The 26,295-nt window shown below is 41.9% G+C and carries 4 protein-coding genes; all 4 read left to right on the plus strand.

Annotated features, from left to right (window positions below; genetic code table 11):
* Nucleotides 1-5 precede the first annotated feature (5 nt).
* The 4 genes from ABW637_RS09320 (at nucleotide 6) to ABW637_RS09335 (ending at nucleotide 25,910) form a co-directional block, all read left to right on the plus strand.
* Nucleotides 6-21,827: a CLIPPER-2 domain-containing protein gene (locus ABW637_RS09320; RefSeq protein ID WP_367584390.1), complete on the plus strand. Its 21,822-nt coding sequence runs from the start codon at nucleotides 6-8 to the stop codon at nucleotides 21,825-21,827.
* A 68-nt stretch (nucleotides 21,828-21,895) separates the two neighbouring features.
* Nucleotides 21,896-22,852, plus strand: coding sequence for a PorP/SprF family type IX secretion system membrane protein (locus ABW637_RS09325; RefSeq protein WP_367584391.1), 957 nt, complete (start codon nucleotides 21,896-21,898; stop codon nucleotides 22,850-22,852).
* Nucleotides 22,853-22,994: 142 nt separating this feature from the next.
* Nucleotides 22,995-24,962: an OmpA family protein gene (locus tag ABW637_RS09330; protein WP_367584392.1), complete on the plus strand. Its 1,968-nt coding sequence runs from the start codon at nucleotides 22,995-22,997 to the stop codon at nucleotides 24,960-24,962.
* Between the two features lie 132 nt (nucleotides 24,963-25,094).
* The gene (locus tag ABW637_RS09335; RefSeq protein ID WP_367584393.1) at nucleotides 25,095-25,910 is read left to right on the plus strand and encodes a mechanosensitive ion channel family protein; all 816 of its coding nucleotides are present in this window, start codon (nucleotides 25,095-25,097) and stop codon (nucleotides 25,908-25,910) included.
* The last annotated feature ends 385 nt before the right edge of the window (nucleotides 25,911-26,295 follow it).

Consider the following 26,295-nt stretch of genomic DNA (forward strand, 5'->3'; position numbering starts at 1 on the left):
AGCTTATGAAAGTTTTTACTCAAAAATTACTTCAAAACTCTAAATGTTCATTGGTAACACTTAGAAGTAGTATAGTAATCATTAGTCTTTTGATGATTCAAAACATCAATGCTCAAAGTTCTATTGTTGGGGTGACTACCGATTTTCAAGGATTTACAGAGTCTACCACGGCTACTGTAAATGCATCGCCACGTATGGATAGACTCAATAACCTACTAGCATTTACGGTAGGAGCCACGACCTATTCTACGGGAGTTAATGATGCAGTACTTACCACAAATACAGTAACATTTACAGCAGGTAATTACGGGGCTCTAGTTCCTTCGGTTGCAGAAGCTGCAAGGGCCGGACAAGGTGATTTTGATGATGGAGTAACCAATAGTTTTACAACTGGGGCGCAAATATATCCTACTCCGGGTACAGGTGCTAATCGAGATGTACGAGCTTATTTGACAGACGGAATTAACGGCTTAGGGTTTTCTACTTTTGCCAATAACGTTGGAGGTACTTTTATCTTTAATTTAACCAATATTGATGCTTCTACTGTAGGTGATGGTATACCTGATTTGGTATACTTTAATATGGCAGCGCCTTCGGCTTCTAATATAGTATTTGAAATATATAATGGGGCAACCTTATTAGGTACAGTTGCTAGTCAAGAAAACTCACACGCCAATGTGGCCAGGGTAAAAAATGATAGGTTCATAACTGAAACTGGAGCAAGCTCTGGAGGAGGTGCTGTTGGAGCTAATCAATTCGTTCAGGGATTTTCTGTGGATCTTTCAGATTTAGGTATTTCCCAGGCACAAATGGCTACTGCTACAGAATTACGTTTGATTTTACCTAATCAAGCAGATCCACCATTTATAGCATATAACCTTGATGCGTTTACGGCTATAGATCCATCTGCATGTACAATAGCAAATACTGATCTTGAAGCTCTTACCTGTAATGACAATGGTACGGTAATAACGACAGACGATTTTATAACTTTTGATCTCAATCCCAGAGGAAACAATATTGGGGCAACCTATACTGTTTCTGTCACATCAGGTACTATCACACCCACCTCAGGAACATATGGAGTTGCTACTACATTTACATTGCAAAATGGGAGTGTAGGGGCAGGAGATGTAACAGTTACATTGGCAGATATTAATGATCCGATTAGTTGTGCATTAAGCATTACAGTTACAGATCCAGGAACCTGTGTGGATACGGATACTGATGGAGTACTTGATTTTGAAGAACAAGCTGGACCCAATGGCGGAGATGCTAATGATGATGGAACCCCCGATTATTTACAACCAACAGTGGTTACTTTGAGGTCATTGAATGGAAGTTATGTAACGGTAGAAACCTCTGGTTTATGCCAGCAGATTCTTACGATAGAAAATATAGATGAAAGTAGCATTGTTTCTGATGATGCAGACTATAGTTATCCCTTAGGGTTATTTGATTTTACATTAAATTGTGTAACCCCGGGTGATTCTGCAACGGTTACCTATACCTGGCACGGATTAAGTAGTACCGCCGATTATGTGTATAGAAAATATGGCCCAACTGTTCCGGGAGGAGCTACCAATCAATACCAGGATTTTACAGTAATCCCTGGAACTGCTAACATAAACGGAGTTAATGTACCAACGATTTCATATAATATTACCGATGGTGCGTTTGGAGATGATACAGTTACCGATGGACAAATTGTAGATCCTTCTGGGCTGGCATTACTAAATAATACATGTGTTATGGCAGAAGTGCTATGCACACCTAATGCAGCATTTCCCGCAGAGACCGCTGCCTCTGATTTAGGGCCTGTCCCTACTTGTGGAACGGCTGGAGCACCTCCTGGGTTTCCGGTATCTCCAACCTTATTTGCAACACCTAACCCTGCATTCTATACGCTGCAGGTGGTAGAGTCAGGCGATTTGTACCTATTTGTCGATACAAGTCCGGCGGTTGATGTCGATTTTGCATTATGGGGCCCTTTTGCTTCTCCTGATATAGTTGCCAATTGTGCTGGAGGTAATTTCCCGCCAGGTGTGCCTATAGATTGTGATTATAGTGTAGATCCTTCTGAGCAGATTGACGTACCAGGCGTATTGGCAGGAGAGGTCTATATATTAATGATAAACAACTTTTCTGGAGCAGCTACCGATATTACCCTAACTCCTAACAATAATCATGGAACCAACACAGCTACCTTAGGAGGGCCATTAAGTTTTAGTGCTACCCAAACTAATACATTTACTGTAATAGATGCTCCTCAAAACTTACAAATATCTCCTCCGGCTACAGATCCTAATGTTTCTGGCGTAACTTTTTCGGGAACCGGGATTACAGATACAACAAATGGTACGTTTGATCCTTCGGTTGCGGGCGTGGGAACGTATACAATTACAGTTACAGGAACTTCATATTTATGCCCGGTAGTAGGTACTATAGATGTTACGGTTACCGATGGTGATGGTGTCCCTGATGCCATAGAAGATGCAGCACCCAATGGTGGTGATGCTAATGATGATGGTACATTAGATTCAGCACAACCCAATGTGGCATCCATACCAGATGATACGGGTAGTGGAGCTTACGTCACACTAGAAGTTACAGGGAATTGTAACCAGATTATCAATATGCAGGCATTTTTGGAAGCAGATTTGGCCACATTAGATGATGACTTTGATTTCCCGGTAGGGTTAATCGATTTTACCTTGCAATGTGGTGCTCCTGGAGAATCTGCTGTAGTAAAGTTCTACTGGCATGGGCTCTTTGATGTAGAGTTTTATAGAAAATATGGCCCATTGGCCGCAGGAGGTGCCACCGATGTATATCGTGATCTTTCGATTGTTGAAGGATCAGAACTTGTAGGAGGTATTGCTGTACCAACAACCACCTATGTATTGGTGGATGGCTTAACAGGTGATGATACAGTACAAGATGGTGAAATCACAGACCCTTCTGGTCCGGCATTGTTAGTGGCAGGAGATTCAGATAATGACGGTTTTAATAATGCAGCAGACCTTGACGATGATAACGATGGTATTTTAGATAGTGTAGAATTAAGTTGCTCACCAGTATTATTTACCGAAGATTTTGAAACCTTACCCTTCGTATATGATTCTGCACCGATTTATCAACCGGGTGTATCACAAAATGGACAACAAAGTAATGTATTTGGAGTAGATGGTGCAGGAGTAGCGGGAGCCAATTATTTATTGCATAATACCGGAGCGGGAGTCTATGTAGGCGGAGAAGAAGTATGGGGAACACCAACTCCAATTAATGTAACTGTAGGGGATGTATACATTTTCGAATTTGCTATGGCAAATCAAAATACAGTTAATAATGCCCAGATAGAGCCTTTTATCAATGGTGTATCTGTAGGGGCCGGAGTAACGCCAGCAGGTTCTGGTGCAGCAAGTTGGACTACCTATTCTTTTACCTGGGTAGCCACCAGTGCTACGGCAGACCTTTCTTTAATTAATAACGTTGCAGGTGCAGGTAATGATTTTACGTTAGATGAAATTACATTCCTTTCTGCTTGCGATACCGACGGAGATGGTTTTCCAAATTCTCAAGATATTGATAGTGATAACGATGGGATCCCAGATGTGGTAGAAGCACAAGCTACCGGTGGTGGTGCAGGAGGAACGTATATACAACTACCTAATGGTGGGGTGGTAGGTGTTAGTGTGCAAACGGCAGTAGGAGTCGAAGGGATTCCTAATGGTTTTGGTACAGGAATTACCCCCGAAGATACTGATGGTGATGGCACGCCTGATTATTTAGACACCGATACCGACAATGATGGTATCAATGATACCGTTGAAGCAGGCTTTACAGTAGCAACAAATGCTATTGATACCGATCTCGACGGATTGTTAGATCAATATGATGCCAGCCCTGCGGATCCGGTAGATGGCCCTTATGATGTAGACGATGATCAAAATACAGGATCCATAGGATTACAAAATACGTTTAATCCGGGTACAGTACAAGTAGATTATAGAGAAAAACCAGCTCCGGGATGTGTGGATACGAATCTTAATCTTTGGTTAAAAGCAGATGATAACGGAGGGGTCACAACAAATGGAACCGCAGTGGCTACTTGGGTAGATCAATCTGGTAATGGTTTTGATGTTACCGCAGCTGGAGCCGTACAACCTACCTATCAGAATGATGCAGCAAACCTGGTGAATTTTAATCCGGCAATATTGTTTGATGGAGTAGACGATATTATGGAGCGGGCTGCCAATGTGTTGCCTAATACAACAGACCTTACTGCTACAGGAGATCATTCTTTATTTGCGGTAGTGATAGCAGATTTGGGTAGTGGTACGGTGCTAAATCAAGAAAGTTCACCAGACGCCGTAACGCCACTATTAAACGCTGCTGGAACCTATGTACATAGCCATAATACTGGGTTTACAGCAATTAATGGCGCAGGATCGTCAACGACAATTCCATTAATACAGGGTGCTGTTAAAAATGGTGCTGCGGTTCAAGTATATCAGAATGGAACGGCGGGCAATAGTGGTAATATTACGACCCCGCTTCTTGGACCTACAGGAAATAGAACCACCATAGGAGGACGAGATCAACTGACGCAAAGTCGTATAGATGGTCGTATTCTAGAGGTGATCGCCTACGAGGCAGATGTTACTGCAGATAGAAATAAAATAGAATCTTACTTAGCTATAAAGTATGGAATTACTTTAGATCAAACCATAGCAACCAATTATGTCGATGGGAATAACAATATCATTTGGGACTCAGGGATCAATGCAGCATATAACAACAATATTTTTGGGATCGGTCGTGATGATTGTCAGGCATTAAGCCAGCTTAAATCAAAATCTGTTAATACAGATGCGATTGTAACGGTAGCTAACAATGATTTAACTACTCCTGCAACTTTTGGCGCAGACAAACAGTTTTTTACCATAGGTAATAATGGAGCAGGTGCAAATTGGACGCCTACAGGAGCACCAAACCTATTTAGAGTATTAAGTCGCGAATGGCAGGTACAAGATACGAATGGTGTAGGGGTAGTAGCTTTAGAATTTGATGTAGATGATGCCCAATTTGATGTACCGCCATTAGTAACAGGAACCACCTATTATATCGTATATGATACGAACGGAAATAATGATTTAAGCGATGAAACCCCAATTGCGTTAAACAATGCATCGGGTAGCCTTTGGGAAACCACTGCTGCTATAGACTTTGCAACAGGAACAAGGTTTACGCTGGCTACAATGGATATCGATACCGATAATGACGGAGTATCAGATATTACTGATCTCGATAATGATAATGATGGGATTTTGGATAGTGTAGAGTGTCCAGCTAATTTAGTAACCGTAGATTTTACAAGCTTAAATAATACTGGAGGTACTTTTAGTGCTAGCACAGGAACAGAAAGCGTACTAGAAATAACTGCAAGCGCAATTGCCACTACTGGCGGTCCCGCAGATACCGATATTAGCGCGACGGCAGGATTGATTAGAATCCAGAATAATACCCCACAAGCCGGAGATACATCAACAATGACGTATACTGTGGGTCGTCCTTCAGTAGTAAGAATATCTTCAGATTCTGGAGTTACTAATATGGCGAATTCAGAATCAATGCGATTCATTGCAATCAATCCGGTAGCAGGTTTTTCTTGGATACAATCTGGAGTAACAGCTGCAAATGTGGTTGTTTCAACTACGTTCACTACAGATGATACGATAACAATCACTGGAACTAATCCATCATCAGGACCTTTTGCAACATTTCAATTTGAATCTAATGTTCCCATTGGCGCATTGCAAGTTGTTCAGATAATTAATCTAACCGGAGGTTCTTTTGATTCTTCTCAATTTGATATTCAGGTGCAAGAAGATTGTGATAACGATAATGATGGGGTACCTAATATTTATGACCTGGATAGCGACAACGATGGTATTTATGATGTAGTAGAATCAGGAGGAACACCAAGTACCGCAACCGGTCAAGAAGGTCGAGCAGATGATGATGATAACAATGTGGATAATACGGGTAGTGCCGGTGGTCCGGGGATACCTACCTCGGCAGGTGCTGGTACCAACCCAACAGATACCTTAACCGATGGTTCTTTGGATTACTTAACCTTAGATAGTGATGGTGATGCGTGTAACGATGTACTCGAAGCAGGCTTTACCGATGGCGATGATAATGGGTTATTAGGCACAGGTACTTTTGGTGCCGGCCTAACTGTTGATGCCAATGGAGTAGTGACCTCGGGTACCGATGGATATACAGCTCCTGCAGATGCAGATACAAATGGTACCGATGATTATCAACAAGTTGGGGGTGCCTCCTCTATTGTAACGCAACCTAATAATGCGATTGCAGCAGTTGGTGGTACAGCTAATTTTATAGCGACTGGTTCTGCGGCACTGGTCTCCTTCCAGTGGCAGGAAAGTACAGATGGAGGGATCACTTTTACCGATTTGGCCGATGGTGGTCAATATGCGGGTACTACTACGGGTAATCTTACAATTAGTGCGGTAACACTGGTACAGAATAATAATTTTTATAGAGTAGTGATAGGGGATAGTTCTTTCCTTTGTACATCATCGATTTCTAATCTTGGGATTTTGTTCGTCGGACCAGATACCGATGGTGATGGATCACCCGATATTGCAGATATAGATGATGATAATGATGGACTACCAGATTTAATAGAACAAGGTTGCGAAACCTCAAGACCTAATGCGGCAGTTTGGGATTTTGCAGGAGCATTAGCCGGAGAAACCATTACTATAGATCCCGATTCGTTTATCGATCCGGTTACCCGACCTAGTAGTCTTGGAGCAGGGCTTACAGAAAGTGCTATTCAAATCGGTGTAGATTATGTGAGTATCGATGGGGTGGATCAAAATACCTTTGGCGAAGCCAAAACAGATGGAGATTATATTCAATTAGAATTTGATACCAAAAATGTGGATCAGGCGCTTTGGGCAAGGTCTGTAAGTTTTACAACTCCTGGAGATAACTCTAATGGAGGTTATGCCCTTACCATAGAAGTAGATGATAATTTGGCGTTTACAAGCCCGACATTATTTCTAGCAGACCAAACCTTACCTACTACGGGAGGAACAACCCAGGAATTTTTTAATCCTTTTACATATAATTTTATAGAACAAAGTGAAACCACAGTATTCAGAATTTATGTATACAGAGCACCTGTGGTAAATGCAGGTACGATATCCTTTAGTACGTTTTCGCTTGATTTTCCTTCGTGTCCGCAGGCGTTTAGCGCAGATGGGGATGCAGTTCCTAATTACCTGGATCTGGATAGTGATAATGATGGTGTTTATGATGTAGATGAAAGTGGCCAGTTAGGTATTGGTGGTGCACCTTTAGCTGTAGACGCTGATAACGATGGGCGTATCGATGGTGCCCCAGCCAATTTTGGTGCTAATGGATTGTATAATGGGATAGAGAGTGATGATTCTTTAACCGCTACCATACTGGTTTCAGGAGCAGATTCTGATAGTGATGGTACGTTGGATGCGCAAGAGTTAGATAGTGATAATGATCAATGTACAGATGCTAATGAAGCCTATGCTAATCCTGCTCAGGATGGAGGAGATACAGGGGTTATTGGTGCCGATGGTACCGTAACTACAGATCCTATAACAGGTGTAGTAACCAATAATGGTGCAGACTATACGATTACCATAGCCGATGCAGATAGTAATGGTACAGCAGATTTCCAGGAAGAAATACCATTTATATTAAATCAACCCTTCAACTTTAGTGCTTTAACAGGAGCTGCAGCTAATTTTTCAGTAACAGTAGCGGGCCCGGCACCTTTAGCCTTGCAATGGGAAGAAAGTACCGATGGTGGTGCCACCTGGACCCCACTGGTTGATGGAGGAATTTACTCGGGCGTTACCACCCAAACGTTGATTATTAATCCGGTAGACCCATCTTTAAATCTTAACTTATATAGAATAAGTGTCACAACTATAAATTACGTTTGTTTGGCGCGTACTTCGAACAGCGCTGCACTGATAGTAGATGCAGATAGCGATGGCGATATGGTAAATGATACCTTTGATCTTGATGATGATAATGATGGATTATTAGATACCGAAGAATGTGAAATTGGTGGTGGTAGTTTTGGTACATTATTAGCAGATGATGCCGATACCATTTTCGAGATTACCCCAGAAACCAATGCAACGAACTTGGCCAACTTCTTATTTAGAGAAAACTCTGATGCAACTCTGGTATCAGCTGTTATTAATCAAGGAAGTGGCTTGGTTCCGCAAATAGGGATTTTTGATGATGGAGATCAAATTACCGACAATGGTGGAGCAACAGGTGCTTTTGTTGATTTTAGTACCGGTATTATATTTTCTACAGGAAATGTAACAGATTTAGATGATACGCTTAGTAATCAATTTTTTGAAGATGAAGTGGGAATGCCTCCCTTTGCTACGGCGGGTCCGGCATTAGGAGATGGGGTCAATGGTGCTGGGGGCGCAGGAAGAGGAACAGATCCAGATTTTGCAGATGGCGCAATATCAGAAGATGATGTGGCCAGCTTAGAATTTGTGATCAGCGTATCTGCGACCACTGTAATTACAGGAGAATTTGTATTTGCTTCAGAAGAATATAACGATTTTGTAAATCAAGGGGTAAATGATGCGGCCAAAGTATTTGTAAATGGCGATAATGTTGCCTTAACCCCTGGGGGCGCTACCTTAAGTATAGACGCTATTAATAATGCGACTGAAGCGGCATTTTATATCGATAATGAAAGTAATCCTAATGCGGTCAATATCGAAGCCGATGGATTTACAACCACATTACGATTTGCGGCACTCTTAAATCCGGGAAACAATACCATTAAAATTGGTATTGCTGATAATGGGGATCGCTTTTTTGATTCCTGGTTATTATTTAAAGGAAATTCGTTTGCAGTATGTTTTGATAGAGACACCGATGGAGATGGTATTGTAGATCGATTAGACTTAGATTCAGATAATGATGGGATATACGATACAACGGAAGCTGGTCACGGACAACCATTTGATACCGATGGAAGAATCCAGAATTCAGCAACGGCTTCTGGTGCTAATGGATATTTTGATGCCATTGAAAATCCTGCAGAAAGTGGAGTGCCTAATTTTGCACTATTCGATGCCGATACAGATGGTGCATTAGACGCTTTCGAATTAGATAGTGATAATGATACATGTAATGATGTTATTGAAGCAGGATTTACCGACGATGATGGTAATGGGTTCCTGGGAGATGGAGTACCAAGTCCTATCGCACCACAGGTACAATTAACTGTAGATGCCAATGGTGTAGTTACTTCGGGGACCGATGGGTATACAATACCTCTGAATGATGAAGATACTTCGTTAGTACCCGATTATAGAGAAGCAGGAACCGTACCGGTAATCGCAACCAGTCCTGTAGATGTATTAGCAATTGAGGGTGGTAATGCCACTTTTGATGTAACGCTGTCACTGCCGTTACCATTGGTCGAGGTCTATCGATGGGAAGAGAGTACCGATGATGGGATCACTTGGACAGCACTTACCAATACAGCTCCATATTCTGGAGTAGGTACAAATCAGTTAACTATTACAGGAGTAACTGCTACACTTAATGAGAATTTATATAGAGTGGTCGTTACCGATGGTACCTTCTTATGCGGAGAAGTAACTTCGGGACAAGCTCGATTGTTAGTAGATATAGACACGGATGGAGATTCAATTCCTGATACAGTAGATATTGACGATGATAATGATGGTATTCCAGATCTTACCGATGCGTTAACAATAGATCCGGCTGCACCTTGTTTCCAGTTAACACCAAACGTACAGGGGTTGGTATTAGAATCAGGGGTAGCGGGAGAGATAGGAGCTATATATCGTTCAACGAATGTACTTCCTCCCACATTCCCGGTAACAGTCGACCTTCTGTTTGCTATTAATGATAAGACCGCAAACGCGGTACTTGTCAATGTGGATGATGATACGACAAGACCAACGAATTGGCAGCCGGTAATAAGTAATACATTGCCTACGGCTGGTACAACAGAGTCTATTCAGTTTCAATTAAGTTTTGTGATCTCTGGTACTAATACGGTATTTACTGTTCCTCGATATGGAGGGATAGTTTTGGATATTGATGGTGGGCCCGGTGATGAGATCATTGAGATAGCAAGCTCTAATGCCTTTGCAACCAATAGTCCAACCAATGTAAATACATTTAATATAGGAGGAGGAATCGAACGACTTACCTCGAACGGTGCTAATTTTGTGGATGGTTCTGAAGACCCACAAGGGATATTATATTTAGGATATACTACGGGCGCTACATTAGATATTAGATTCGGAACACAGACCGCCGGTAATAAGAATTTCTTCTTTGAGCTGGGCGAATGTGCCGTATTAAAATTAACAACACCAATACTCGAAATTCCTGATGGACCCGATGCAGATGGTGATGGAGTACCGAATCACTTAGATTTAGATTCTGATAACGACGGTATTGCCGATGTTCAAGAAGCCGGATTGATCAATGGTACTACGCTTACCGATGCAGATAATGATGGTATTATAGATGGAGCTTCTAATGCAACGGTTGGATCCAATGGGTTATTTGATGATGCCGAAACAGCTCCAGATAGTAATACAGCAAATTATATCACATCAAATACCGATCTTCTGGATTCTAATTTTGATTTTGTAGATTTAGATAGTGATCAGGATGGAATCCCGGATAATGTAGAAGCGCAATCTACTGCTGGATATATCACACCTAATGGAGTTTCGGACACCAATGGGTTTGATACGGCCTATGGTGGATTAGGAATTGCACCAGAAAACACAGATGGTCCAGCAGATACTGTGCCGGATTACTTAGATACCGATAGTGATCAGGATGGAGTGTTAGATGCTGTAGAAGGTTTCGATACCGATGCTGATGGGGTACCAGACATAGTACCTAGTGGCGTAGATGCAGAATTTGATGGTTTAGATGATGCTTTTGATGGCACGTTTGGTTATGGGGATCCAAACGGAAACCAGGTAACCACAAATCCGGCAGGAGAATTACCAGATACCGATGGCGATGCTACGACAGCACCTCTGGTGGATGTAGATTATAGAGATACCGATGATGATAATGATGGGATTTTAACAACAGATGAAAACCCAGATCCCGATGGTGACCCATTAACTAACGATGCGCAGGATAGTGATAATGATGGTACACCAGATTATCTGGATGCCGATGATTATGATGGAGATGGTACACCGGATACGGTAGATCTGGATGATGATAATGATGGTATTCCTGATCTTGTGGAATTAGCAGGAAATGATCCATTCCTAGATGAGGATGGTGATGGTATCTTGAATTATTTAGATACCACAGACGACGGAGCCGGAGATAGTTCAACTACTAATTATACGGATTCGAATGCCGATGGAATCCCGGATGTCTATGATTTTGATGGTGACGGAGTACCAAATCACCTTGATAAAGACAGTGATAATGACGGAATTGTTGATATTATTGAAGCAGGAGGAACCGATGCCGATGGTGACGGTGAAGTAGACTATCCCACTCCGGGAGATGCTACCTCTATGATAGATGCCGATAATGATGGTTTAGATGATAATTTAGATAATGTAGGAGGAACCGTGACTACAGGAACGCCATTGCCAATACCAAATTCGGATACCGATGTATCACCAAATTACCTGGATATCGATGCCGATAATGATGGAATTGTTGATAACATAGAAGGGCAATCTACAACAGGATATGTAGCTCCGAGTGGAAATGATACCGATAATGATGGTGTAGATGATAGTTATGATCCCGATTGTTCAATAGCAACATGTGGATTGAATGGTACCCCTATTACACCAGAAAACACCGATGGATTAGCCGATGGGGCTGATTATATTGATCAGGATTCTGATGAAGATGGTGAAAGTGACACCATTGAGGCGTATGATACCGATGATGATGGAGTAGCAGATACTGTTCCGGATAATGCCGATGCAGATGGTGACGGTCTTGACGACGCCTTTGATGTAGATGATGTAAATCTGGATCCTACTAATGGAGGACAAACAGCAGCAAACCCATTCCCTGATACCGATAGTGTTGGAGGTGAACCAAACTGGAGAGAAAATATTACGATTGATCTTGAAATTACCAAACAGGATATTTATGTCGATGTCAATGCAAATGGTATTATTGATGTAGGAGATAGGATTGATTATATATTTGTCGTGGTGAATAATGGAAATACACCATTAGCCAATGTTGATATTATAGATAATGCAATAGGGGTTACCGTTACAGGCGCAGCCATACCAGTATTACCACCGGCTACTGCTTCACCTGCAAATTTTACAGCAACATATACGATTGTAGCAGCCGATATTATTGCAGGAGGCTTTGCCAATACAGCTACAGTGGCGGCCATAGATCCTAATGGTAATACCGTAACAAGTTTGTCTGATGATCCAGACGACCCGGCGAATGCAACCGATGATGACGGTGATGGTAATCCAGATGACCCAACGATAACAGATTTACGACAGCCCTTACTTGATATTACCAAACAAGATACCTATGTGGATACCAATGGTAATGGACTTATCGATGCCGGGGATACGATCAACTATGTGTTTAATGTGACCAATACCGGTAATGTAGATTTAACCGGGATTAGTGTGACAGATGCACTGGTAACTGTTGTTCCAGCGACAACCATTGATTTAGTTGTGGGCGCTAATGATGCTACTACCTATACAGCGAGTTATGTGCTTACCCCTGTTGATATTGCAGCAGGTACGTTTAGCAATACGGCATTAGCCAGTGCTGTTAATCCATTAGGAGGTGCTAATGTAACGGATGATTCCGATGATCCTGATAATCCCACAGATGTTGATCCAGATAACGATGGTAGTCCTGATGATCCGACAGTCACAGATTTAAGACAATCTCTACTGGATATCACCAAACAAGATACGTATGTGGATACGAATGGGAACGGTATTATCGATGCCGGGGATACGATTAACTATGTGTTTGTTGTAACGAATCGTGGTAATGTAGATTTAGTAGGCATAAGTGTTACCGATGCTTTAGCAACAGTAGTGGGAGTTACTCCAACTATAAATCTAACTGCAGGGACAAGCGATAATACCAACTTTACAGCGAGTTATGTAATCACGGCAGCCGATGTAACGGCAGATACCTTTAGTAACCAGGCAATAGTAAGTGCACCAGATCCCTTAAATCCAACTGGTCCTCCTGTGACCGATGACTCGGATGACCCGGATGATCTTACGGATGTCGATCCTGATAATGACGGAAGTCCTGATGATGTAACGACCACGGATCTACGTCAGCCGTTACTGGATATCACCAAACAGGATACCTATGTGGATACCAATGGAAACGGTATTATCGATGCCGGAGATACGATCAACTATGTGTTTGATGTGACCAATACGGGTAATGTAGATTTAACCGGAATAAGTGTTACCGATGCATTAGTCACGGTTGTTCCAGCAACGACCATTGATTTAGTGGCCGGTGCTAATGATGCTACCACTTATACCGCGAGTTATATAATCACCCCAGCCGATATTACGGCCGGTACGTTTAGTAATACGGCAGTAGCCAGTGCAGCAGATCCACTAAATCCAACTGGCCCATCGATCACCGATGATTCCGATGATCCAGATAATACGACCGATGTAGATCCAGATAATGACGGTAGTCCAGATGATGCTACAGTGACCGATCTTAGCCAGCCGCTATTGGATATTACTAAAACGGATACCTATATCGATACGAATGGAAATGGTATCATCGATGCTGGAGATACGATTAACTATGTATTTACAGTGACCAATACGGGTAATATTGATTTGACAGGAATTAGTGTAACGGATGCACAGGTAACCGTTACACCAGCCACTACGATTGACTTAATAGTAGGCGCGAGTGATAACGCAACCTATACGGCAAGTTATACAATCACCGCTGCAGACATTACTGCAGGCACCTTTTCCAATACGGCAGTGGCCAGTGCCCTGAATCCATTAGATCCATTAGGACCACCAGTAAGCGATGACTCTGATGATCCTGATGATGTCACGGATGTAGATCCGGATAATGACGGTAGTCCTGATGATCCAACAGTCACCGACCTGAGACAAGGTTTACTGGATATCACTAAGATCGATACCTATGTAGATACGAATGGTAACGGTATCATTGATGCCGGGGATACAATTAATTATGTATTTGATGTGACCAATACGGGTAATGTAGATTTAACCGGAATAAGTGTGACGGATGCGTTAGTTACCGTTGTTCCAGCAACAACGATAGATTTAGTGGCAGGTGCTAATGATAATGCGACCTATACAGCAAGTTATGTAATCACTCCAGCTGATATTACGGCAGGTACATTTAGTAACACTGCCGTAGCCGATGCTGTTAATCCATTAGGAGGTCCTAATGTAACAGATGATTCCGATGATCCGGATAATCCCACGGATATAGATCCCAACAATGACGGTAGTCCTGATGATCCAACGGTTACGGATCTGAGACAACCTTTACTGGATATTACCAAACAAGATACCTATGTCGATACCAATGGAAACGGTATTATCGATGCCGGGGATACGATTACCTATGCCTTTGTAGTGACCAATACGGGAACAGTCGATCTTACAGGAATCAGTGTTACCGATGCAAACGCTACGGTGACCCCAGCCACGACGATAGATTTGATTGCAGGAGCCGTGGATAATACGACTTATACGGCAGTATATACAATTACGGCAGCCGATGTTACAGCAGGTACGTTTAGTAACCAGGCGTTAGTGAGTGCGTTAAATCCATTAGATCCTTTGGGGCCACCGATCACCGATGATTCTGATGATCCGGATGATCTTACCGATGTAGATCCCGATAATGACGGTAGTCCGGATGATGTGACGACCACGGATCTACGCCAGCCCTTACTGGATATCACCAAACAAGATACCTATGTCGATACCAATGGAAACGGTATTATCGATGCCGGGGATACCATCAACTATGTATTTAATGTGACCAATACGGGTAATGTAGATTTAACCGGAATAAGTGTTACCGATGCATTAGTCACGGTTGTTCCAGCGACGACGATCGACTTAGTGGCCGGCGCCAATGATGCTGTGACCTATACAGCGAGTTATATAATCACCCCAGCAGACATTACGGCAGGTACGTTTAGTAACACTGCCGTAGCCGATGCTATTAATCCATTAGGCGGTCCTAATGTAACGGATAACTCCGATGATCCTGATAATCCAACAGATGTTGATCCAGATAATGACGGAAGTCCAGACGATCCAACAGTCACAGATTTAAGACAACCTTTACTGGATATCACCAAAACAGACACCTATGTGGATACCAATGGAAACGGTATTATCGATGCCGGGGATACGATTACCTATGCATTTGTAGTGACCAATACGGGAACAGTAGATCTTACAGGAATCAGTGTGACCGATCCAAACGCTACGGTGACCCCAGCAACGACGATAGATTTGATTGCAGGAGCAGTGGATAATACGACCTATACGGCAACCTATACGATTACGGCAGCCGATGTTACGGCAGGTACCTTTAGCAATCAGGCGTTAGTGAGTGCGCTCAATCCATTAGATCCATTAGGCCCACCGATCACCGATGACTCTGATGATCCTGATGATCCAACGGATGTAGATCCCGATAATGATGGTAGTCCCGATGATGTAACGACCACGGATTTACGCCAGCCTTTACTCGATATTACCAAACAAGATACCTATGTGGATACCAATGGAAACGGTATTATCGATGCCGGAGATACCATCAACTATGTGTTTAATGTGACCAATACGGGTAATGTAGATTTAACGGGTATTAGTGTGACCGATGCACTAGTCACCGTAGTTCCAGCCACAACGATAGACTTAGTAGCCGGAGCGAATGATGCTGCGACCTATACAGCGAGTTATATAATCACCCCAGCTGATATTACGGCCGGTACGTTTAGTAACACGGCAGTAGCCAGCGCAGCAGATCCATTAAATCCAACTGGTCCACCGATCACCGATGATTCTGATGATCCTGATAATCCTACGGATATAGATCCCAACAATGATGGTAGTCCTGATGATCCAACAGTTACGGATCTACGACAACCTTTACTGGATATTACCAAAACAGATACCTATGTCGATACGAATGGAAACGGTATTATCGATGCCGGGGATACGATTAGCTATGCATTTGTAGTGACCAATACGGGAACGGTAGACTTAACAGGAATCAGTGTGACCGATCCAAACGCTACGGTGACCCCAGCAACGACTATTGATTTAGTGGCCGGAGCCGTGGATAATACAACCTATACGGCAGTATATACAATTACGGCAGCCGATGTTACAGCAGGTACCTTTAGCAACCAGGCATTAGTCAGTGCCCTGAATCCATTAGATCCATTAGGTCCCCCGATCACGGATGACTCTGATGATCCGGATGATCTTACGGATGTAGATCCCGATAATGATGGAAGTCCGGATGATGTAACGACCACGGATCTACGCCAGCCGTTACTGGATATTACCAAACAAGATACCTATGTGGATACCAATGGAAACGGTATTATCGATGCCGGAGATACGATCAATTATGTATTTAATGTGACCAATACGGGTAATGTAGATTTAACTGGAATAAGTGTAACCGATGCGCTAGTCACCGTTGTTCCAGCAACAACGATAGACTTAGTGGCCGGTGCCAATGATGCTGCGACCTATACCGCGAGTTATATAATCACCCCAGCCGATATTACGGCAGGTACGTTTAGTAACACTGCCGTAGCCGATGCTGTTAATCCATTAGGAGGCCCGAATGTAACAGATGATTCCGATGATCCGGATGATCCGACAGATATAGATCCAGATAACGACGGTAGTCCCGATGATCCAACGGTAACGGATCTACGACAACCTTTACTGGATATCACCAAAACAGATACCTATGTCGATACGAATGGAAACGGTATTATCGATACCGGGGATACGATTACCTATGCATTTGTAGTGACCAATACGGGAACGGTAGATCTTACAGGGATCAGTGTAACGGATGCTTTAGTTAGCGTGACACCAGCAACGACCATTGATTTAGTGGCAGGAGCGATAGATAATACGACCTATACGGCAAGCTATACGATTACAGCAGCCGATGTTACGGCAGGTACGTTTAGCAACCAGGCGTTAGTCAGTGCCCTGAACCCATTAGATCCATTAGGGCCACCGATCACCGATGACTCTGATGATCCAGATGATCTTACGGATGTAGATCCCGATAATGACGGTAGTCCTGATGATGTAACGACCACAGATCTACGCCAGCCGTTACTGGATATCACCAAACAAGATACCTATGTCGATACCAATGGAAACGGTATCATCGATGCCGGGGATACCATCAACTATGTGTTTGATGTGACCAATACGGGTAATGTAGATTTAACAGGAATAAGTGTAACCGATGCGCTGGTAACGGTGGTTCCAGCAACGACGATTGATTTAGTTGCCGGAGCCAATGATGCTACCACCTATACAGCGAGTTATATAATCACTCCAGCCGACATTACGGCAGGTACGTTTAGCAATACGGCAGTAGCCGATGCTGTTAATCCATTAGGAGGACCTAATGTAACGGACGATTCTGATGATCCGGATAATTCCACAGATATAGATCCCAACAATGATGGTAGTCCTGATGATCCAACGGTAACGGATCTGAGACAACCTTTACTGGATATCACCAAACAAGATACCTATGTCGATACTAATGGAAACGGTATCATCGATGCCGGGGATACGATTACCTATGCCTTTGTAGTGACCAATACGGGAACGGTAGATCTTACAGGAATCAGTGTGACCGATGCAAACGCTACGGTGACCCCAGCGACGACCATTGATTTAGTAGCCGGAGCCGTGGATAATACGACCTATACGGCAGTATATACGATCACGGCAGCCGATGTTACAGCAGGTACGTTTAGCAATCAGGCAGTAGTAAGTGCGTTAAACCCATTAAATCCATTAGGTCCCCCGATCACGGACGATTCTGATGATCCGGATGATCTTACCGATGTAGATCCCGATAATGATGGTAGTCCCGATGATGTAACGACCACAGATCTCAGACAACCCTTACTGGATATTACCAAACAAGATACCTATGTGGATACGAATGGAAACGGTATTATCGATGCCGGAGATACCATCAACTATGTGTTTAATGTGACCAATACGGGTAATGTAGATTTAACCGGAATAAGTGTAACCGATGCATTAGTCACCGTTGTTCCAGCCACAACGATAGATTTAGTGGCCGGCGCTAATGATGCTGCGACCTATACAGCGAGTTATATAATCATCCCAGCCGATATTACGGCAGGTACGTTTAGCAATACTGCCGTAGCCGATGCTGTTAATCCATTAGGAGGACCTAATGTAACGGACGATTCCGATGATCCGGATGATCCGACAGATATAGATCCAGATAACGACGGTAGTCCCGATGATCCAACGGTTACGGATCTCAGACAACCTTTACTGGATATTACCAAGCAAGACACCTATGTCGATACGAATGGGAACGGTATTATCGATGCCGGGGATACGATTACCTATGCATTTGTAGTGACCAATACGGGAACGGTAGATCTTACAGGAATCAGTGTGACCGATGCAAACGCTACGGTGACCCCAGCGACGACCATTGATTTAGTAGCCGGAGCCGTGGATAATACGACCTATACGGCAGTATATACGATCACAGCAGCCGATGTTACAGCAGGTACGTTTAGCAATCAGGCAGTAGTAAGTGCGTTAAACCCATTAAATCCATTAGGCCCACCGATCACCGATGATTCTGATGATCCGGATGATCTTACCGATGTAGATCCCGATAATGATGGTAGTCCCGATGATGTAACGACCACAGATCTCAGACAACCCTTACTGGATATTACCAAAACAGATACGTATGTTGATACGAATGCTAATGGTATCATTGATGCCGGAGATACGATCAATTATGTATTTAATGTGACCAATACCGGTAATGTAGATTTAACGGGTATTAGTGTTACAGATGCACTGGTAACAGTGATACCAGCCACAACGATCGACTTAGTTGTTGGTGCTAATGATGCTACGACTTATACCGCGAGTTATGTGATCACTCCGGCAGATATTACTGCAGGAAGCTTCACTAATACAGCAGTAGCTACGGCACCGAACCCACTGGGAGGACCAGATATTACGGATGACTCCGATGATCCAGATGATCCCACAGATATAGATCCAGATAACGACGGAAGTCCCGATGATCCAACAATCACAGACTTAAGTCAGCCTTTATTAGATATTACAAAAACTGGAGTTTTAGATGATACCAACGGTAATGGTTTTGCTGATGTAGGTGAAAATATCGACTATACATTTGTAGTAACCAATAGAGGTAATGTAGACTTAACAGGAATCAGTGTTACTGATCCAAACGCTACGGTGACACCAACTACCACCATTGATTTGGTTGCTGGAGCTATAGATAATACAACCTATACGGCGACACATACGCTTACTCAATCGGAAATTGATTCAGGGAATTTCTCTAATCAGGCAACAGTAAGTGGATTAGATCCAAACAATGTAACGGTAACAGATCTCTCTGATGATCCAGTAGATGTTACCGATGTTGATCCTAATAATGATGGTAGTCCAGATGATCCAACTGTAATTACTTTAGCACCAAATCCAGCAATTAGTCTTACTAAAGCTGATAATGCACCTGCAGATGGTTCGTATGACACGGTGGGAGAAGTAATAACATATACTATTGAAGTTACTAATGATGGAAATGTAACCTTAACCAATGTAGTGGTTACCGATCCAAATGCAGATACTATAAATCCTGCAACTATCGCGAGTATAGCTCCTGGTCAAATGATTATCGTTACGGCTACTCATACGATCACTCAGCCTGATCTTGATTTGGGTACGGTAACAAATACAGCTACTGTAGATGCTCAAGATCCTAATGCAACTCCGGTAACCGATGATTCTGATGATCCGGATACACCAGCTCCAGACGATGCTACAATAACCACCATAGATCAAACTCCAGAACTTACTTTAACTAAGTTTGCAGACCCTCCTGCCGATGGAGCATATGATACTGTAGGTGAAGCAATAACCTATCAATTAGAGGTGATTAATACAGGTAATGTAACGCTTACTAATGTTGCTGTATCAGATGCAAATGCTGATGCCGGAAGTATATTACCGGCCGTGATAGGAACATTGGCACCAGGCGATAGCGTTGCGGTTACTGCGGTGCATACGATTACACAAGCAGATCTAGATGCAGGGATAGTAATTAACCGTGCAGATGTTCTGGGTAATGCACCCGATGGAAGTATGGTGATGGATATGTCTGATGACCCAACAACACCAGATCCAGACGATGCTACCGAGACCAACACAGGATTGGTAACCGAAGGAAGATTAGCCGTTACTAAATCGGCAAACCCAAGAGTATTTGCGGCAGTAGGAGATGTAATTACCTATACGATAGAAATCGAAAATACCGGTACGGTAACACTAACCAATGTTGTGGTTGATGATCCTAATGCAACAATTATATCGGGAGTACCAATAGCAAGTTTATCACCAGGAGGTACGGCTACCGTAATTGCCGAACATGTGGTAACACAAGATGATCTATTGGCAGGCCTGGTTATAAATACAGCCGAAGTTACAGGAACTACAGCGGGAGGTGAAGTAGTAACCGAAACTTCAGATGATCCAAATAATCCTAATGATATTGATCCTGATGCCGATGGTGATCCAGATGATCCAACGGTGAGTGCTATTGATAGTGATGGAGATGGGATAGCAGATCCCGATGACTTAGATGATGATAATGATGGTATTCTGGATGATGAAGAACAAAATGGAGATCCAAACCTGGATACCGATGGTGATGGTGTGGTAGATCGATTAGATCTGGATGCCGATGGAGACGGAGTACTGGATGTATATGAATCAGGAGCGGATCTTACGGGACTTACCATTTCTCCCGATGGAACAATCGAAGGTGATGTAGGAACAGATGGTATACCTGATGGCGTACAAAATACAGGAGATACCGATATAGGGATTGTAAATTATTCTACGCAAGATACCGATGGAGATGGTATCGATGACTTCCAGGATGTAGATGATGATAATGATGGCATCCTTACTGTAGACGAGAATCCTGATCCTAATGGAGATGGTAACCCAGATGATGCCTTTGATACCGATGGTAATGGAATTCCCGATTATCTAGAACCTAATGTACTTACAGAGGGTGAAGACGGAATTACAGTCTTTTCTGGAATGTCACCTAACGGAGATGGAGTAAATGATGTATTTGTGATTAGCGGAATCGAAAGATTAGAGAATCGATTAGAGATTTATAACCGATGGGGTGTAAAAGTCTATGAAGCCAACGGTTATGGTAGAGATAATAACTTCTTTAGAGGTATTTCAACAGGAAGATCAACGATAGAAGAAAAAGATCAACTACCTGTAGGAACCTATTATTATGTCTTAGAATATGTTCTCGAATCCGGAGAACGTAAGAATAGAGCTGGATATTTATACATTAATAGATAAGCAATCAAAATTAAGTTCCCGCCGATGTATCATCGGCGGGCTAAATAAAAAATATTAAATTAGAGCGGATGAAAAAAGTATATACAATAATTGTTACAATTCTTTTGAGTTTTGCGTTTCATTATAATTATGCACAGCAAGATGCTCAATATACCCAATATATGTATAATACCATTAGCGTTAATCCGGCCTACGCCGGTAGTCGTGGAGTTATGAGTATCATGGGATTGCACCGTAGCCAATGGGTTGGTTTAGATGGCGCTCCACGTACCCAGACATTAACATTGAATACGCCTATCGGCACTAACGAACGTGTCGGTTTGGGATTGTCTGTTGTTAATGATGATATCGGTCCTACCGACGAAACCTATTTTGATATTGATTTTTCATATACAATACCTACGTCAGACGAAGGAAGACTAAGTTTTGGGATCAAAGCTGGGGCGCATTTACTGAATATCGATTTTCAACAACTAACACAATTTAATCAAAATGATGCTTTGTTTGAAGCTAATATTGATAATAAATTTAGTCCTCAAGTGGGTGTAGGGGCCTATTATCATACTAATAAGTTCTACTTTGGGCTCAGTGCCCCTAATTTATTAGAAACCGATCACTTTGATGAGAGTACCACAAGTAGTGATAGCGATGCGGTTAGTTTTCTGGCCGAAGAAAGAATCAATTATTACTTCATTTCGGGCTATGTGTTTGATGTAAATGAAAATTTGAAATTTAAACCCGCGGTGTTAAGCAAACTAGTATTCGGAGCTCCTTTGCAGGTTGATCTGTCTGCTAATTTTTTATTATATGAGCGATTAACTTTAGGGGTTGCCTATCGATGGAGTGCCGCGGTAACAGGTCAGGTGGGTTTCCAGATATCGGATTCGATGATGATTGGATTTGCATATGATCGCGAAACCACAGAATTGGGCCAATCACAGTTTAATGATGGTAGTTACGAGGTAATGCTTCGATTCGAGCTCTTTAAAAAATATAACAGAATGCTAACGCCTCGTTTCTTTTAAAAAAATAGTGCTTCAGAGTAATAAAAACTGAAAAAGTTGTGATTTCAGGCTTGACCAAAACTAACAGAGGCATAAAAAAAATAGTGAGTACGATTAAATAATCATTCCGGTGTAGATCGGAGTTTTATAAAAAGACTAAACAATGAACTTGAACAACTACCTTATACATCTATCCTTTTGCATACTAATATCGAGTATGGTGTATTCTCAGGATAAGCGCCTGGCCAAAGCCGATGAAAATTTTAATCGTTTCGCCTTTGTAGATGCTCGTAAAATATACCTTCAGGTGGCAGAGAGTGGATATGAATCTCTTGACTTATTCAAAAAACTTGGGGATTCGTATTATTTTAATGCCAAATTAAATGATGCAGTGCCCTGGTACGAAAAACTTACAACAAATTATGCCGAAGAAATAGATCCAGAGTATTTTTTCAGGTATTCTCAAAGTCTGAAGAGCGCAGAACGATATGAGGAAGCTGATAAGGTGATGGAAAAATTTAATACGTTAACGGGTAATGATCAGAGGGCAGAATTTTTTATGAATACCCGTGATTATCTTAAGTTTATTGAAATGCAATCGGGTAAATTTAGATTATTAAAACTAAGCGTGAACTCAAAATATTCTGATTATGCTCCTAGTTTTAGTCATCAGGGCGAATTGATATTTGCATCTTCAAGAGGTGGCGGTGGTATGAGCAAAACGCTTCATGAGTGGAATGAGATGCCATTTCTTGATTTGTTTGCTTCCAATATTCTTGAAGCTAATGGGATTCTTCAAACCCCTAAAAAGCTAAAAGGAAAAATAAACACCAAATTTCATGAATCTTCGACGGCGTTCAGTAAAGACGGAAAAACGGTTTATTTTACACGAAATAATTACACTAAAAGAAAATTAAAGACCAGTACACAAGGGACTATATTATTAAAACTATATAGAGCTACGCTCGAAGATTATAAATGGACCAACATCGAGGAGTTACCATTTAATAGTGATGAATATTCTGTGGCGCATCCCGCTCTTAGTGCCGATGGTACCAAGCTTTATTTTGCCAGTGATATGCCTGGTAGTAAAGGACTTTCAGACCTATATGTAATTGATATTAATGGTGATGGTTCGTTTGGAGAACCCAGAAACCTTGGCGATCAGATTAATACCGAAGGTAGGGAGACGTTTCCGTATATAAGTGATTCGGGACGACTATATTTTGCTAGTGATGGTCATATAGGATTAGGAGGATTGGATATATTTGTGGCAGTTCCCGAAGAATCCGGAGAATTTTCTATTCCGTATAACGTAGGGAAACCGGTGAATAGTTCTGAAGATGATTTTACCTTTGTACTTAATGAAAGTACTAAAATAGGGTATTTTGCCAGTAACCGTGCAGGTGGAAAAGGAAACGATGATATCTATAGTTTCAGACAGACCGGAGAGTTGATCACCGAATGTAATCAGTATGTTAGCGGTGTTGTTACCGATGCCACGTCTAAAGAAAAATTAGCTAACGCCGAAGTAATCTTAATGGATGAAAATAATAATGAATTACAACGTACGACAACCGATCAAACAGGAGCATATGCATTTGATCTCGAATGCGCTAATTCGTATGTGGTAAGGGCAGCCAAAGAAAACTACAACCCAACCGAAGCGATACTACCTACAAACAACGTATTAGAATATGAGCATAAACTTCCGTTGCAACTCGGCGAAGGAGGACTTGATGGTAAACAAGTAAAACCAGGAGACGATCTGGCAAAATTGTTACAATTGCAAATCATCTATTTTGATTTAGATAAATCTAATATTCGTTCTGATGCCGAGGTAGAATTACAAAAAATTATTGCTACATTACAACAATATCCCGATCTAAAAATAGACGTTCGGTCTCATACCGATAGTAGGGCAGGAGATAATTATAATATGTACTTGAGTGAGCGCAGAGCCAGAAGTACTATGAAATATATCCTTGAAAAAGGTAAAATCGATAGATCTCGGGTTACCGGAAGAGGGTACGGAGAAACTGCATTGATCAACCAATGCGAGAATGACGTAAAATGCACCGATGATGAACATCAACGTAACCGTAGGAGTGAGTTTATCGTGATTGAGTAGTCTGTTTTTTAGTTATCGAATTTGTCATCCCAGCGTAGGCTGGGATCCATAGTATACAACGCAAATTAAAGTAGATTCCGGCCCACGCCGAAATGACATCAATAGCTACTACAATAAAATTAAAACACACAAATGGAAAAAGCGCAAGAATGGTTTAATTATGGTATTGAACTAGCCAAAGAATTTGGTCCAAAACTTATTACCGCCATCCTTATTTATATCATAGGATCCTGGTTGATCAAAAAATTGATCGGTACCACCGGTAAGGTGATGTCTAAAAGTAAGTATGACGAATCATTGCAAAAGTTTTTGCTAAACCTGGTGTCTTGGGCATTAAAAATATTTTTGATCATTATCGTAATTTCCAGGCTGGGGGTAGATGTTACCACTTTTGCTGCGGTTATTGCTGCTGCGGGTCTTGCTGTAGGGTTGGCATTGCAAGGATCTCTTTCTAACTTCGCAGGGGGTGTCTTGATTATGATCTTTAGGCCTTATAAAATTGGTGACCTTATCGAAGCACAAGGGGTATTGGGAGAAGTAAAAGAAATAGAAATCTTTACCACCAAATTAATCACACCTCAAAATAAACTTGCTATTGTACCTAATGGGGCGTTAGCCAACGGTAATATTATTAATTACACTGCCGAAGGAAAGATGAGGGTCGATATCACTATTGGCATAGGGTATGATGAAGATATAAAAAAAGCCAAAGACGTATTACTAGAGGTACTCACTACCAATGAAAAAGTTTTAAAAGACCCTAAACCATCTGTAAACGTGGCGAACCTTGGCGAAAGTTCTGTTGATCTCGCTGTAAGACCGTATTGCACTCCGGTAGAGTATTGGGATGTATACTTTGCTACGGTAGAAGATTGTAAACTGGCCCTGGATAAAGCCGGTATCGAAATCCCGTATCCACACTCGGTAGAAATCCAAAAAGAAGGGTGATTTTTTAGGTTAGACTCTGGTATAAAGAGCAAGATTTGCATAACATCCAGACGAAAAATTACAAATTTGAGCACAAGTATAGTATAAATTGATAAGAAGATAAGCTATTTTTTAGGCTATAGCTCTCAAGCCGTATTTAACTATCGGATAACTAGGTTTATACTTCCTTTTTTAACATTTTATTACGGACTACCAGTAAAAGAATAGATGTTTTAGATGTACTACTAAACGGTAAAAGTGTATGATTTATGTGTTAAAAACGTATTATCTTGTATTTTTTTGAGGAATATTCTTACTCATATGTTAAACAAAAAAGCCGGTTTTTAGAAAATTGAAATATATAAAGTGCTGTTTTTTAATGTTTTGTTGTTTTTTGCCTTGTCAA

The organism is Aquimarina penaris (assembly GCF_040786285.1).
In the GTDB taxonomy this organism is placed as follows: Bacteria; Bacteroidota; Bacteroidia; order Flavobacteriales; family Flavobacteriaceae; genus Aquimarina.